13 protein-coding genes are annotated in these 14,317 nt (G+C 38.8%); 8 read left to right on the top strand and 5 right to left on the bottom strand.

Annotated elements, in window-relative coordinates; genetic code table 11:
* The first annotated feature begins 26 nt into the window (after nt 1–26).
* Together panC and panB are read left to right on the top strand one after the other, a co-directional pair.
* Nucleotides 27–887 carry a pantoate--beta-alanine ligase gene (gene panC, locus ME1_RS06510; RefSeq protein WP_035008885.1) on the top strand — a complete coding sequence of 287 codons (861 nt, stop codon included), beginning with the start codon at nt 27–29 and terminating at the stop codon, nt 885–887.
* Nucleotides 888–891: 4 nt separating this feature from the next.
* Nucleotides 892–1,707: a 3-methyl-2-oxobutanoate hydroxymethyltransferase gene (panB, locus tag ME1_RS06515; protein WP_004864778.1), complete on the top strand. Its 816-nt coding sequence runs from the start codon at nt 892–894 to the stop codon at nt 1,705–1,707.
* Nucleotides 1,708–2,124: 417 nt separating this feature from the next.
* On the opposite strand, the gene ME1_RS06520 is transcribed toward panB, so the two are convergent.
* Nucleotides 2,125–2,745 (bottom strand): YfbR-like 5'-deoxynucleotidase, encoded by a 621-nt coding sequence (locus ME1_RS06520; protein ID WP_004864780.1) that lies wholly within the window; start codon nt 2,743–2,745, stop codon nt 2,125–2,127.
* A 3-nt stretch (nt 2,746–2,748) separates the two neighbouring features.
* The gene (gene ygfZ / locus ME1_RS06525) at nt 2,749–3,612 is read right to left on the bottom strand and encodes a CAF17-like 4Fe-4S cluster assembly/insertion protein YgfZ (protein ID WP_004864781.1); all 864 of its coding nucleotides are present in this window, start codon (nt 3,610–3,612) and stop codon (nt 2,749–2,751) included.
* Between the two features lie 65 nt (nt 3,613–3,677).
* Between ygfZ and ME1_RS06530 the strand changes: the two genes are divergently transcribed.
* The gene (locus tag ME1_RS06530) at nt 3,678–5,006 is read left to right on the top strand and encodes a dihydroorotase (RefSeq protein ID WP_004864784.1); all 1,329 of its coding nucleotides are present in this window, start codon (nt 3,678–3,680) and stop codon (nt 5,004–5,006) included.
* Between the two features lie 207 nt (nt 5,007–5,213).
* On the opposite strand, the gene ME1_RS06535 is transcribed toward ME1_RS06530, so the two are convergent.
* The gene (locus ME1_RS06535) at nt 5,214–5,585 is read right to left on the bottom strand and encodes a TIGR02301 family protein (RefSeq protein ID WP_004864785.1); all 372 of its coding nucleotides are present in this window, start codon (nt 5,583–5,585) and stop codon (nt 5,214–5,216) included.
* Nucleotides 5,586–6,059: 474 nt separating this feature from the next.
* Between ME1_RS06535 and cysS the strand changes: the two genes are divergently transcribed.
* The 5 genes from cysS to pssA all read left to right on the top strand — a co-directional run bounded on the left by cysS (nt 6,060) and on the right by pssA (nt 11,948).
* Nucleotides 6,060–7,568, top strand: a complete 1,509-nt coding sequence (gene cysS, locus ME1_RS06540; protein ID WP_004864787.1) for a cysteine--tRNA ligase — start codon at nt 6,060–6,062, stop codon at nt 7,566–7,568.
* Nucleotides 7,569–7,610: 42 nt separating this feature from the next.
* Nucleotides 7,611–8,282 (top strand): DUF421 domain-containing protein, encoded by a 672-nt coding sequence (locus tag ME1_RS06545; RefSeq protein WP_004864788.1) that lies wholly within the window; start codon nt 7,611–7,613, stop codon nt 8,280–8,282.
* A gap of 120 nt (nt 8,283–8,402) precedes the next feature.
* A complete protein-coding gene (locus ME1_RS06550; RefSeq protein ID WP_004864790.1) occupies nt 8,403–10,286 on the top strand; it encodes an ABCB family ABC transporter ATP-binding protein/permease in 1,884 nt (627 codons plus the stop codon).
* A gap of 115 nt (nt 10,287–10,401) precedes the next feature.
* Nucleotides 10,402–11,100 carry a phosphatidylserine decarboxylase gene (locus ME1_RS06555; RefSeq protein ID WP_004864793.1) on the top strand — a complete coding sequence of 233 codons (699 nt, stop codon included), beginning with the start codon at nt 10,402–10,404 and terminating at the stop codon, nt 11,098–11,100.
* Nucleotides 11,101–11,108: 8 nt separating this feature from the next.
* Nucleotides 11,109–11,948 (top strand): CDP-diacylglycerol--serine O-phosphatidyltransferase, encoded by an 840-nt coding sequence (gene pssA / locus ME1_RS06560; protein WP_004864794.1) that lies wholly within the window; start codon nt 11,109–11,111, stop codon nt 11,946–11,948.
* A gap of 82 nt (nt 11,949–12,030) precedes the next feature.
* Here pssA and ME1_RS06565 read toward each other — a convergent pair whose 3' ends face one another.
* On the bottom strand, nt 12,031–12,780 hold the full coding sequence (locus tag ME1_RS06565) for an SDR family NAD(P)-dependent oxidoreductase (RefSeq protein ID WP_004864797.1): 750 nt from the start codon (nt 12,778–12,780) through the stop codon (nt 12,031–12,033).
* Between the two features lie 2 nt (nt 12,781–12,782).
* The gene (purF, locus tag ME1_RS06570) at nt 12,783–14,276 is read right to left on the bottom strand and encodes an amidophosphoribosyltransferase (protein WP_004864798.1); all 1,494 of its coding nucleotides are present in this window, start codon (nt 14,274–14,276) and stop codon (nt 12,783–12,785) included.
* Between the last annotated feature and the right edge of the window lie 41 nt (nt 14,277–14,317).

A 14,317-nucleotide genomic window follows, 5' to 3' on the forward strand; every position in this document is an offset into this window, starting at 1 on the left:
TGCTGATTTAATAAAATGAAGAGAAGATGAAGATGGAAATCTTGAAAACAATTGCCAAGGTACGCCAATCTCTTGCAGAAGAAAGACGTTTAGGATTATCTATTGGTTTTGTGCCAACCATGGGAGCATTGCATGATGGTCATCTTGCATTAGTGCAGAAAGCAAGGGCTATGTGTGATCGCATATTGGTTTCTATTTTTGTCAATCCAAAGCAATTTGGCCTCAATGAGGGTTTTGATCAATATCCAAGAGATTTGATGGGTGATTGTGCTTTGTTGAAAAAAGCAGGTGTTGAATATGTTTTTGCTCCTTCTGTGGAAGAAATGTGGCCACAGGGAAATGACACAATTGTGAAAGTAGAAAAATTATCACGTATTTTAATGGGAAAATTACGTCCAGGACATTTTTGTGGTGTGACGAGTGTCGTTGCTAAGCTTTTTAATATTGTTCAGCCAGATAAGGCTTTTTTTGGGGAAAAAGATTTTCAACAAATTTTGATCATTCGTCGTATGGTTAAGGATTTAGCTTTTCCTGTTGAAATTGTTGGAGTCCCTATTTTACGTGAAGCAGATGGAGTGGCCAGTTCTTCACGTAATCAGCTTTTAACGCTAGAAGATCGCCAAGCTGCAAAAATTATTCCTGAAAGCGGTAAAGCTGCGGAAATGCTTTATTGCCAAGGTGAACGGTCGGTTGATAAATTATGTAAAACTGTTCGCAATATTTTACAGCAGGAATCGCGAGCGATTATTGAATCAGTAGATTTACGGGATATGGAAACTTTATCGGTAGTTAAGGGGAAGTTGGAAAAACCTGCGGTTTTATTACTCACTGTCCGTTTTGGTGAGGTTAGGCTTCTTGATCAATATATCTTGCAAGAGAAAGGCTGAAAAGATGAGTGCACACAAAACCATGAAGCGTATAACGGCTTCTGAAATAAGGTCAAGAAAAGGACAAGAACCGATTGTGTCTTTAACAGCTTATCAAGCTTATAGTGCGCGAATTGCTGATCCGTATTGCGATTTGCTTTTGGTTGGTGATAGCGTTGGTATGGTTGTGCATGGGTTTGAGACAACACTCCCTGTTAGTATGGATATGATGATTTTGCATGGGCAGGCAGTTATGCGTGGGTCTCAGAGGGCATTAGTGGTTGTTGATATGCCTTTTGGTTCTTATGAAGAAAGTCCAGAACAAGCTTTTTCTAATGCGTCGCGTATCCTTGCAGAAACGGGGTGTGGTGCAATTAAGCTTGAAGGAGGGGTTTATATAGCAGAAACGATTGATTTTTTGTGTAAACGCGGTATTCCCGTTATGAGCCATATTGGTCTTACACCGCAAGCTGTAAATCGTTTTGGTGGTTTTAAGACGCAAGGACGTGATGAAAGGAATTGGCAACAGATTGAAGAAGACGCAGCAGCGGTTGAAAAAGCAGGTGCCTTTGCTGTTGTTGTGGAGGGGGTTGTGGAACCGTTAGCGGTAAAGCTCACAGAGATGCTTTCTATCCCTACGATTGGCATTGGAGCATCTAGTCAATGTGATGGGCAGATATTGGTGATGGAAGATATGTTGGGGTATGGCACTTGGGCACCTAAATTCGTACGTCGTTATGGTGCTCTTGAGCAAGCAATGGAGACGGCAATTAAAAATTACGCAGAAGATGTCAAATCACGTATTTTCCCAGCGGATGCGGAAGTTTATAAACTTAAATAAAATCCACTTTCATACAAAGGTTTTACAAGAGAACATTTGTTGTTAAAACCTTGCAAAATGAACGTGTATTCTTTCATATATCTTTTGTTCGCATTCAATTTGAACAATAATTTTTTTGTATGCTATTACACTGATATTATCAGAAACCAATAAACGCATAAATTTACGGGGTACTTATCAAGAGTGTATTGTATAGAAAATCTTTTGATTCAACACTCTTCGCTTTTTGTTGGTTTAAAGCTACAGGCTGTTATATAGCAGAGATTTTAGAGTATTCAATATCTATAAGATTATGGATGGGAGAGAGGGTATTCTTTTTATAATAACATTCAAATAGGTATTAAGGGAAGAAGGCGATAATCTCATATATGTATTTTTTAGCTAAAACGATAAAGAGAGAACGATGCAAAGAGAATGTTAGGGTGATCTTTGGGCATCAAGGTTACGAAAACGGATTAAAAAGGCGTTTTCAATTTGTTGTGTAGAAGTAGGTTGCAAATCGAGATCGTCAGGTAAAATATTATTGGGAGGTCCAAAATAGCGAAGAGCTTCTTCTGTATTGAAGCCAGCGAGTGTAATAGCTTCATAAAATGCAGCAATACGGTCGGCTTGCTTGATTTTTTTTAAGAGCTTTTGAGAGGGATCAACGGGGAGAGAAAAGCGCATATGGATAGCATCTTGTATACGTTTTTCGATAAGCTCATATTGTTTTCCGATGACAGCTTTAAAGGGTGAAATCATATCACCGATGACATATTCTGGTGCATCATGAAGAAGAGCATATAGGCACTCATTGCTATGTGATTGTGGAAAAAGCTTCTGAAATATTTGCTCTACCAAAAGTGAATGCTGTGCAACAGAATAGGCATACTCTCCTCGCGTTTGGCCATTCCAACGGGCAACGCGGGCGAGCCCATGGGCAATATCTTCTATTTCAACATCAAAAGGAGAAGGGTTTAGCAGATCAAGTCGTCGGCCAGAAAGCATTCTTTGCCAAGCACGTGCTTCTCCATTTTTTGATAATTCAGCTTTAGCCATGAGTTAAGTTTCCACAGAGTTTTCAGGAAAAGTAAAATTCATATTTTCAGCAATGCTTATGGTGACGGGAGCATTTTTTACTGTCAACGCAATAGCTCTGTTCATAGCATCTTTGACATGGTCAAGACGCATTAAAGCTAAAGCTTCGTTTGCAACACATGTTCCCAAGTAACCAAGTATTTTTGTTTCTGCTTCAACGTTGGAACCTGAGGTTAATTCGTGCTGACTTTTGACTGTTAAAATGCGACGACGTGCTGCGCGACGGTGATGCATTCGTGAAACCACTTCTTGCCCTATATAGCAACCTTTATTAAACGCCAACCCACCAATTTGATCATAATTAATATCATGAGGAAAGACTTTTCCTATTTCATAGTCCTGACCACTTTCAGCGATTGCATAACGGATACGCAATCGATCCCAATTATGGTGATCTTCTGAAGAAAAAAAGGGTGTATTTCCATAGATTCGTATTATTTTTTCTTTTGGTGGAAAGCGCTTATCAATAAAACTTGAATCATAATCTGAAAGAGTTTCTTCATTTTTCAAAAAAACCGTAACAACTTCTTGTAATGGTTGTGTAATTTCCACTTTTCTGCGCAATTTGTAAAGGAGAAGGCGCTTTTGGAGGATATCAGCTAAAGAGGCAAAAATATCGATCAGATAGCCGTCTTTTATTTTCCCGATAAGAAAATCAGCAATAACTTTTCCTTGTGGAGATAAGAGCGCTCCAGGGAAAATTTCTTGTAAGCCGATTTTTTTTACGTCTGTAGTGATAAGAGATTGCAGAAAATCTGTTGCTTCTTCACCTGTAACTTTAATAATGCTACGTTTTTTTAAGCGAATGATATTTTGTTTTTCAATCATGGTTCTTGCTTTTCTACTCAAAGTTACATAATCGATCAAAGAGGGGATATGTAAGGAGTATGGCTATGTTTAAAACATTTGATACAATTTTTAAAGGTGCAACGCTTGTAAATCATGATGGAAGTAGCAAGCGTGATATTGGTATTACGAATGGCCGTATTGCTGAAATTGGTGATCTTGCATATGCCTCTGCTGGGGAGATCGTTGATTGTACAGGGCTGCATATTTTGCCGGGTATTATCGATAGCCAAGTTCATTTTCGTGAGCCTGGCAATGAACATAAAGAAGATTTAGAAAGTGGCTCTTATTCTGCGGTGTTAGGGGGAGTTACAGCAGTCTTTGAAATGCCTAACACTACCCCATTGACGACCTCAGAAGAAGCATTGTCTGATAAGGTAAGACGCGGATTTCATCGGATGCATTGTGATTTTGCATTTTGGGTTGGAGGAACACGTGAAAACGCACATGAATTAGCTGAGTTAGAAAGACTTCCAGGTGCTGCTGGAATAAAAGTCTTTATGGGATCTTCTACCGGTAATCTTTTGGTGGATGATGATGAAAGTGTGCGTCTTATTTTGCAGAATACACGCCGTCGTGCAGCTTTTCATTCTGAAGATGAGACAAGGCTTAGAGAGCGTAAAATGTTGCGTGTTGAAGGGGATGCATCATCGCATCCGGTTTGGCGTGATGAGGTTGCAGCATTAAAATGTACACAACGTTTAGTGAAAATTGCGCATGAAACAAAGTCGCGCATCCATGTGTTACATCTTTCTACAGCAGAAGAAATTGAGTTTTTAAAGGAACATAAAGATATTGCAACAATTGAAGTAACGCAGCATCATTTGACTTTAACCTCTGATGATTATCAGCGATTTGGTACATTAATTCAAATGAATCCACCAATCCGTGAAAGTCGGCACTGTGAATCTCTCTGGTATGGTGTTCAGCAGGGTATTGTTGATGTGTTAGGTTCTGATCATGCTCCTCATACGCTTGAAGAAAAGCGCAAACCTTATCCTGCTTCACCTTCAGGGATGACAGGAGTACAAACAACAGCAGCAATTATGCTAACACATGTCAATGCGGGAAAGATATCCCTTGAACGTTTTGTTGATCTCACGTCACATGGTCCTAGCCGCGTTTTTGGTATAAGCTGTAAAGGGCGTCTTGCTGTTGGATATGATGCTGATTTGACCATTGTTGATCTTAAGCGAGAAGAAGTGATTACGAATGCTTTGATTGGTTCACGTGTAGGTTGGACACCCTATGATGGTAAAAAGGTTAAAGGTTGGCCTGTTGGAACCATTATACGGGGGATACGTGTTATGTGGGAAGGCGAAATTGTTACACCTTCTCAAGGTGAACCTGTTAAATTTATAGAAGCTCTGGTGTAACCAGATAGAATGGTTAGGGTTTATGGAAATGACTTCCTCTATGAAAAGACGCTTATTGTGGTTTTGTCATAGGGAAATAAAAATATATTGAAGGTTTGTTTTCAAAAAGTTGCATATTTATATCAAAGACGGTTTATGAATCTATTTATTTTTCGGAGTACTGTCATTGATGTAGTTTATTGAGAGTTTAGTAATTTTTTGTACAGATTAATTATTATAATGCATGAGAAGGTTTTCAGATAAGGATTTTCCTTCTTTAATATATCTTTGAGTTGCTTCAATTGCTGATTGTGTACAATGATGATAATTTTCTGAAAAAGCACGGTACGCTTCATTAAATGCTTCATAAAAATAAGTACGTCTTTGTGGCATGGGTTGTTCTGCCTCAATTAGTGCACTCATGTAATTATACCATTGGTTTGTTGGAGTGCTACAAAGATTTTGTAGGGAATGTAAGGATCCCAAAATTTCTGCTAGTCGTAGTAATTTCGTCTCATAAGGTGGTGATTGTTGTGCAAAGGTTGGTGTTAAAGCTAAAAAAGATATAAAAAAAACGGTTTTTATCAGATTATTGCGCATTTTTTATTGCTCCTTTTTAATAAAACTTTGTAGATTACAATCGCGGATAAAATGGTTTATGCATATTACCAAGAGTGGGGCATATTATAAAATTTAGGGCATAAAGAAAGTAAGGAAAGCATCATGAAGTTATTGAAAAATTTGACGAATCTTTGTGTCGTTAAAAATTTCAGATTTTTGTATGCAATCTGTTTTTCGTATGATTTTATGCTGTATAGAGCGTTCTAGATTTTTTTCTAGAGCAGTTTTCTCATCAAGAAAAAATAGAGTTTTTATTTATAGGATGCTTTAATCCAATCAAATAGAGTGGATTATTTTTTGACAAATGATGGGTACAGCCTCGATGCAATGGGCTCATTGTGAGAATTTTAGATAAGATATACGAAAGTTTTAACTTAAAACCACATAATGCAATGATTTTGAATAAAATTCACTGTGAAAAGCGGCGAGTAATATCGCTAACGGAGTATAATAATGAGAGAGTTGCGTTTTTATAACACGCTAACACGTAAAAAAGAACTTTTTACACCGATAGATGCAACGAGAGTACGTCTTTATGTTTGTGGACCAACGGTTTATGATTACGCCCATATAGGTAATGCACGACCAGTCATTGTTTTTGACATGTTATTTCGTTTATTGCGTCATATCTATGGTAAAGATCACGTTATATACGCACGTAATATTACAGATGTAGATGACAAAATTAATACACGAGCAGCTTACGAGTATCCAGAACTAGCACTTAACGAAGCTATTCGCCGATTGACGGAGCGTACCTATTTGCAGTTTCAACAAGACACACGAGCACTTGGTTGTTTATTACCAACCAGCCAACCACGTGCAACAGATCATTTAGAAGAGATGCGCTCTTTGATTGAACGGTTGCTTGAAAAAGGACACGCTTATATAGCGGAAAATCATATCTTATTTTCTGTAAGCAGCATAAAAAAACATCCCTCTTATGGATCGTTTGCAAAGCGCTCATTAGAGGAAATGAGGGCAGGTGCACGTGTCGATGTTGCTGCTTATAAAAAGGAAGAGATGGATTTTGTTTTATGGAAGCCCTCCATGGAGGGAGAGCCAGGTTGGACATCACCGGCAGGAATTTCTGTTTTAGGTCGTCCAGGGTGGCATATTGAATGTTCTGCAATGTCGATGGCAAAGTTGCTAGAACCCTATGGCGGTGGTTTAAGCTGTGATGATCCGACAGCGAATATTTTTGATATTCATGGTGGTGGGATTGATTTGATTTTTCCGCACCATGAAAATGAGATTGCACAAAGTTGTTCGGCTTTTGGAACTGAGCGAATGGCTAATCTTTGGATGCATAATGGTTTTGTGCAGGTTGAAGGCAAAAAGATGTCTAAAAGCCTCGGTAATTTTATTACTATTCGTTCTGTTTTAGAGAATAATTTTTTTGATCATAATGATATTTTAACAAATGAAATGAAGCAGAATTGGGCTGGTTTGTCTGCGCGTTTTTCGATGTTACAATCGCACTATCGTGAACCATTAAATTGGACAGCACAGCGTTTAGCACACTCTAGTAATGAACTCTATCGTTGGTATGAATTGCTTCGTAGTGAAAATGCTTATGCGGATAAGAATGAAGCTCTTGATGCCTCTTTGATAAATGCATTAAGTGATGATCTAAACACGCCAAATGCCTTTGCTCTTTTACGACAATTTTATAAAAGAGGCGATGCTGTAACGCTCGCAAATGGGATGAGTTTATTTGGGTTATTGCGGCCAGAGTGGGTTAGAGATGTAGAATGCCCATTATTTATGAAAAAAACTTCCCTTGATGAAAAATTTATCGATCAACGCATTGCCGAAAGGCTACAGCTTATCCATAATAAAGAATGGGCAGCTGCGGATACAATTCGTGATGCGCTTGCAGCTGAGGGGGTTATCTTAAAAGACAGCAAAGACCCACAAACTGGCGAGCGTATAACCGTGTGGGATATAAAGCGCTTATAATTCCAGTATTTTGGCAGCTTCCATAACAAGGGAGACAGTTTGATGGAATTTTTATATCACTACGGATATGTCACACTTAAATTGGTTGTAGGCCTTATCGCTTTTCTCTTCATTTTAAGAACAACGGGGCGTGGAAGTCTTAGCCAAATGACACCAGTTGATTTGGTAAGCAATTTTGTGATGGGGAGTATCATTGGGGGCATTATTTATAGTCCGGAGGTTAGCAGTGTTCAATTATTGCTTGTTTTATTTATTTGGCAAACTCTGATTGCATCTCTTAATTTTTTGACACGCTATTCAGTCTTTTTTCGTCGTCTCATTGCTGGGCAAAATATCGCATTGGTTTTAGATGGCGTCTTTCAAGTGGATGAGATTAAAAATTTAGGCATCAGCGTGAATGAACTGATAACGATGTTGCGTATTAAAGGCTGTAGTTTACATGAAGCTGCTTTTGTTCGTTTGGAAACCAATGGGGATTGTTCTGTTATTAAAAAGGAAGAAGGGAAGAAGTCCATTATTGTAGTACAAAATGGCGAAATTCTTAAGAAAGGGCTTAAAGAAATTGGTAAATCAAAAAAATGGCTTCAAGCAGAATTGGACAAGAAGCATGTGAAGGCTGAAAATTTATTTGCAGCGGAATGGTATGAGAATACAGACCAAAATAATAAACCTTATGGCGGATTATTTCTTGTCCCTTTATCAAAAACAGTTTAGCTTTAAGTGCTAATATGTATATTTACAGGAAGTGTATAGCAAGAGGATAAGGAACTGTAGTGGCTACAGAGGGGGATATTATCGTGCTTGTGGAGTAGATGATAAAGAAATAAGTGCTTTATGAAACAGAATGAAATGATAAAAACCGTGTCGTCAGATACAGGTCAGACTTTGCGTACACTCTACAATTTATGGCCTTATATGTGGCCAACAGATCGGCGCGATCTGAAAATGCGTGTCTTATGGGCGATATTTTATCTTGTTTTAGCCAAGCTATTTCTCATATCTGTACCGTATTTCTTTAAATATGCTACGGATACTCTTGATGTGAGCTTAAAGCTCTCCATGTGGACGTCACAAAGCTGTATTATTCCTCTTATGCTCGTCTTGGCATATAACGTCGCCCGTGTTGTTCAAGCAGCATTAAATCAGTTGCGTGATTCTTTGTTTGCAACTGTTGGTCAACATGCTATCCGCCAATTAGCCTATAAGACTTTCATGCATATTCATGAATTGTCTTTGCGATTTCATTTGGAAAGGCGGACTGGTGGTCTTTCTCGTGTGATTGAGCGTGGGACAAAAGGAATTGAAGCTATTGTTAGATTTTCAATTCTGAACACAGTACCAACGGTTTTAGAATTTGTTTTGACAGCATTTGTATTTTACATAAGCTATGGATGGCATTATTTGTTCATAGTTGTCGTCATGGTAGGGCTGTATACTTGGTTTACAATTAAGGCAAGTGATTGGCGTATTCGTATTCGGCAGAAAATGAATATGGCAGATACTGAAGCCAACACGCGCGCTGTTGATTCTCTTTTGAATTTTGAAACAGTCAAATATTTTTGTAATGAAACTCTAGAAGCGCGTCGATTTGATTCTTCTATGGAAAATTATGAAAAAGCAGCAACGAAAATTTGGACATCCTTAAGCTGGCTTAACTTTGGTCAGGCTCTTATTTTTGGTATTGGAATGACTATTCTGATGTTAATGTCAGCTTACGAAGTTTTTAATAATACACAAACTCTAGGGGATTTTGTTTTTATTAATGCGCTTTTAATACAGCTTTCTATTCCACTGAATTTTATTGGTTCGATTTATCGTGATGTGCGGCAAGGATTAACTGATATTGAAGCCATGTTTGATCTTTTAGATGTTCAGCAGGAGATTGTTGATAAATCAGATGCTAAACCATTAGTAGTGCGTGATGGTACCATTCAGTTTCATCAGGTAAAATTTTCCTATGATCCGGCTCGCCAGATTCTCAAAGACATTAATTTTGAGGTCCCTGGAGGAAAAACAGTTGCAATTGTTGGTCCATCAGGTGCTGGTAAATCGACTATTTCTCGATTACTTTTTCGTTTTTACGATGTTGAAGCAGGTTCCATCACAATCGATGGACAAGATATTCGTGATGTGACACAAAAAAGTTTACGTGAAGCTATCGGTATGGTCCCGCAGGATACGGTGTTATTTAACGATACAATTGCATATAATATTTGCTATGGGCGTCCAACTGCTACAGAGGAAGAGATGCGCAAAGCTGCTGAAATGGCACAGATATCAAAATTTATTGAGATGCTTCCGGAAGGCTTTCAGTCTATGGTTGGTGAGCGTGGGCTCAAGCTATCAGGTGGTGAAAAACAACGTGTAGCTATTGCGCGGACATTGTTAAAAGCTCCCCCTCTTCTTATTCTAGATGAAGCAACAGCGGCTCTTGATACGGCAACAGAACAGGAAATTCAACAAGCACTAGATATTGTAAGCCGTGGGCGTACAACATTGATAATTGCTCATCGTCTTTCTACTGTTATCAATGCTGATGAAATTTTGGTTCTTAAAAATGGCCGTATTATTGAAAATGGGACGCATGCACAACTTTTACAAAAGAAAGGTCTCTATGCTTCAATGTGGAATAAGCAGCTTGAAGCATCACAAGCTGAGGAAAAATTACGTAAAATGCGTGAAGAAGATGAGATAGGCGTTGTTAATCGTAAAAAATAAGCTGTGCAAATGTTATCTATAACTTTATATGGAGTGGTTGATTAAGTACACAAAAGGGCAAAAAGGAACAAAAAGGTTTATACCTTGTTAAGTTAGACTATGAATAGGAAATGATATGAGTATTCTACAATCTATCCATAATAGTTTTGTGCCGATTCATAAAGAGGGTTATCCCTTTATTGTGGCGTTTTTTATTATTTCGCTCATTCTTGGTTGGATATGGAATCCGTTTTTTTGGTGTGGTCTTATTCTTACTGTATGGTGTATGTATTTTTTCCGTGATCCAGATCGTGTGGTCCCTTTAAATTCAAATTTGGTTATATCTCCTGCTGATGGACGTATCTCCTTCGTTGAACCATGTATTCCTCCTGAAGAATTGGGATTAGGTAAAGAAGAAATGATCCGTGTCTCCGTGTTTATGGATATTTTTTCATGCCATATTAATCGTATTCCCATAAGCGGTACAGTAGAATCTATAGTTTATCGTCCAGGCCGATTTACTAATGCTGAGCTCGACAAGGCTAGTCAGTTTAATGAGCGTAATGGGATGGTCATTGATAGCAAATATGGTAAAATTGGTATGGTGCAGATAGCAGGGATGGTTGCTCGCCGGATTGTTTGTTGGTCAAAAGAAAATGATTCCGTGACTGCTGGAGAGCGATTTGGATTAATTCGTTTTGGTTCTCGCCTTGATATTTATATACCAACTGAAGTGCAATTGCGTGTTGCGGTTGGCCAAACAGCAATTGCTGGAGAAACAGTTTTAGGTTTTTTTGACGATCAGAGTGAGACGACTGGTTTTAGATTCGGTTAGGATGAACAATGAAAAATTTTTCGCTCTTTTCTTCATTTAATCCTGAAGGACAGCATGATGATAGTGCAAATCGGTGGCGTTCACCTACACCGATGCGGTATGTCATCCCAAATATTATCACTATTTTGGCAATTTGCGCAGGGATGAGCAGTATTCGTTTAGCTTTTGAGCATCGCTATGAGGCTGCTATTTTGATGGTGCTTTTGGCAGCAATTCTAGATGGTGCAGATGGTCGTATCGCCCGTTTGATGGATGGAAGTTCATCTTTTGGAGCACAGATGGATTCTCTTGCGGATGTGATCAATTTTGGTGTTGCGCCTGCGCTTATTGTTTATTCCTTTGTGTTAGCACAAGCGCACCAAGTCGGTTGGGTAGCAGCACTTGTCTATTGTGTTGCTTGTTGTTTACGATTAGCGCGTTTTAATGTGATGTTGGATAACAAGGATATACCAAAATGGCAGGGGAATTATTTTGTTGGTGTTCCTGCACCAGCAGGGGCGTTACTGCTTTTATTACCTATGTATTTAGGAGCTCTTGGTTTGGAACCAAGTTGGAGTTGGGCATTATTTTTTAGTCTTTATACTGTCATTATTGCTTTTCTTTTGGTCAGTCGTTTGCCTGTGTGGAATGCAAAAACAATTGATCAAAATTTGAGGCGTGATATCGTCGTACCGTGCATGCTGGGTATTGTTATTTATGTAGGTTTTCTTGCAACTTACACATGGTATACTTTATTGGTCACAGCTGTTTGCTATATGATTTTTCTTCCCTGTAGTTTTGTTGCTTATAATAAACGCACTACTTTGGAGGAAAAAAAGACCATTGCGGAAACGCATAAAGAATTATAGAGCTTTATATATTGGGGGGAAGCAGATTAGAAGCAGAGAGAAATTTCCATTGAGGTTGGTTGTTTCTATTTTTATTCTACAATCAGTCAGGTACATGATAATCCATAAACCGATTTTTACGGACATTAAAGAGTTTTCCTGTTTCTTTTAAATCAGGTGAGGATAAATGCGCTATCTTTGCTGCGACTTCTTGTGGTGTAGGGAGTGTTTGAGGATCTTCACCAGGCATGGCTTGCGCGCGCATAGCAGTGCGTGTTGCACCGGGATCAACACAATTAATCTTTATAGGGGTTTGTTTAAGTTCTTCTGCCCAGCAGCGAGCAATAATTTCTAAAGCAGCTTTAGAGGCTGCATAAGGTCCCCAGAAAGCACGTGCAACATGAGCAACACTTGAGGATAATAGAATTGCTCGTCCAGCATCAGATTTACGCAATAAAGGTTCAACGGCTTTCATTAAGCGCCATTGGCTGATGAAGTTTATTTGAAAAACATCTTCAAATACCGTATTTTCTATATGAGCTACTGGTGAGAGTGTTCCAAGAATTCCTGCGTTTGCAACCATAATATCAAGTTTTTTCCAGCGTTTAGCAATTGAAGCACTCAGAGTATCAATGTTTTCCATATGATGTAAATCAAGTGGGACGAGTGTTGCACATGCACCTTTTTCTCGGATTTTGTTGTCAAGTTCAGTAAGACCACTCACTGTTCGTGCAAGGGCGATAATGTGAGCACCGCGTTCTGCGAGCTCTAACGCTAAATGGTAGCCAATACCCTTTGAGGCACCGGTAACAAGTGCAACACGACCAGAGAGACTAAAATCAAATTGTGCCATCATTAATCTCTTGTTTTAAGAACAGAGGATTGATGAATTTTAGGGATACTTTCTTGATCAACCAGATGTGTAGGATACTGTCCGGTAAAATAATGGTCAGTAAATTGTGGATCAGCATTATTTCGTTTTTCCCCTGCTACAGCAAGATAGAGACCATCCGTTGAAAGAAATTCTAATGAGTCAGCTCCAACAAAATTGCACATTGATTTTAAGTCTGGATATTGGTTAGCCAACAAGCTTTCAACTTCAGGTGTATCAATGCCATAAAAATCGGGATAAAAAATCATAGGGCTCGAAACGCGCATATGAACTTCTTTTGCGCCTGCATCACGGAGCATACGCACAATTTTGAGAGATGTTGTGCCACGCACAATGGAGTCATCAACCAAAATGACACGTTTTCCTTTGATGACAGAACGATTTGCAGAATGTTTTAATTTAACTCCAAAAGCACGAATTTGTTGTGTTGGCTCGATAAAAGTGCGACCAACATAGTGATTACGAATAATACCAAGCTCAAAGGGAATTCCAATTTCTTGTGCATAGCCGATAGCAGCAGGTGTTCCTCCGTCAGGAACGGGAACCACAACATCACCTTCACAGGGGGCTTCCTGCGCTAAACGGATTCCCATATTTTTACGTACCGTATAAACATTACGTCCTCCAACAATTGAATCAGGACGCGCAAAGTAGACATATTCAAACAGGCAAAGTTTTTCTGGTTTTTGATTTTCTGATTCTATAATTTTTTTAGTAATTTCCCCATTTTTTTGTATTTCACATATGATAATCTCTCCATTTTTGACATCGCGAACATATTTTGCTCCAATGATATCAAGGGCACAGGTTTCGGAACAAAAGATTGGTTTACCATCAAGTTCACCCATTACAAGAGGTCGAATCCCTGTTGGATCGCGTGCAGCAATAAGCTTTGTGCGAGTGAGTGCCAACATGGCATATCCACCTTCTACTTTCCGAATAGCATCAACAAAACGATCAGATGACGATTCATAACGTGAACGGGCAATAAGATGAAGAAAAACCTCTGAATCTGATGTTGATTGACAAATAGCACCTGAAGCAATGAGTTCGCGGCGTAGTGTAAGACCATTCGTAAGATTGCCATTATGGGCAATAGCAATACCTCCAGCTTTTAATTCGGCAAAAAGAGGCTGAACGTTTCGTAATGCTATTTCTCCAGTTGTTGAGTAACGGGTGTGTCCAATAGCACGATTACCTGGTAAACGGGCAAGCGTTGCGGGGTTTGTATAGTGATCACCCACAAGACCTAGATGCTTTTCTTGATGAAACATTTTATTATGGTAAGAAACAATTCCAGCCGCTTCTTGCCCACGATGTTGAAGAGCATGGAGCCCGAGAGCTGTTAATGTTGCTGCATCTTCATGACCAAGAATACCAAAAACTCCACATTCTTCATGAAGAGTATCATCATCCAATGAAAAATTCTGACAGGAAATGTCGCTTTTTGTCATCATATTCTTTCAGTTGTAATATGAAGAATGATTATTCATCCTTC

The sequence above is a fragment of the Bartonella vinsonii subsp. arupensis OK-94-513 genome (genome assembly GCF_000278235.1).
Lineage (GTDB): Bacteria > Pseudomonadota > Alphaproteobacteria > Rhizobiales > Rhizobiaceae > Bartonella > Bartonella arupensis.

Coding starts and splice junctions, on each gene's coding strand:
- panC (WP_035008885.1), top strand. CDS start 27: ATGAAGATGGAAATCTTGAAAACAATTGCCAAGGTACGCCAATCTCTT.
- panB (WP_004864778.1), top strand. CDS start 892: ATGAGTGCACACAAAACCATGAAGCGTATAACGGCTTCTGAAATAAGG.
- ME1_RS06520 (WP_004864780.1), bottom strand. CDS start 2,745: ATGGCTAAAGCTGAATTATCAAAAAATGGAGAAGCACGTGCTTGGCAA.
- ygfZ (WP_004864781.1), bottom strand. CDS start 3,612: ATGATTGAAAAACAAAATATCATTCGCTTAAAAAAACGTAGCATTATT.
- ME1_RS06530 (WP_004864784.1), top strand. CDS start 3,678: ATGTTTAAAACATTTGATACAATTTTTAAAGGTGCAACGCTTGTAAAT.
- ME1_RS06535 (WP_004864785.1), bottom strand. CDS start 5,585: ATGCGCAATAATCTGATAAAAACCGTTTTTTTTATATCTTTTTTAGCT.
- cysS (WP_004864787.1), top strand. CDS start 6,060: ATGAGAGAGTTGCGTTTTTATAACACGCTAACACGTAAAAAAGAACTT.
- ME1_RS06545 (WP_004864788.1), top strand. CDS start 7,611: ATGGAATTTTTATATCACTACGGATATGTCACACTTAAATTGGTTGTA.
- ME1_RS06550 (WP_004864790.1), top strand. CDS start 8,403: ATGAAACAGAATGAAATGATAAAAACCGTGTCGTCAGATACAGGTCAG.
- ME1_RS06555 (WP_004864793.1), top strand. CDS start 10,402: ATGAGTATTCTACAATCTATCCATAATAGTTTTGTGCCGATTCATAAA.
- pssA (WP_004864794.1), top strand. CDS start 11,109: ATGAAAAATTTTTCGCTCTTTTCTTCATTTAATCCTGAAGGACAGCAT.
- ME1_RS06565 (WP_004864797.1), bottom strand. CDS start 12,780: ATGGCACAATTTGATTTTAGTCTCTCTGGTCGTGTTGCACTTGTTACC.
- purF (WP_004864798.1), bottom strand. CDS start 14,276: ATGATGACAAAAAGCGACATTTCCTGTCAGAATTTTTCATTGGATGAT.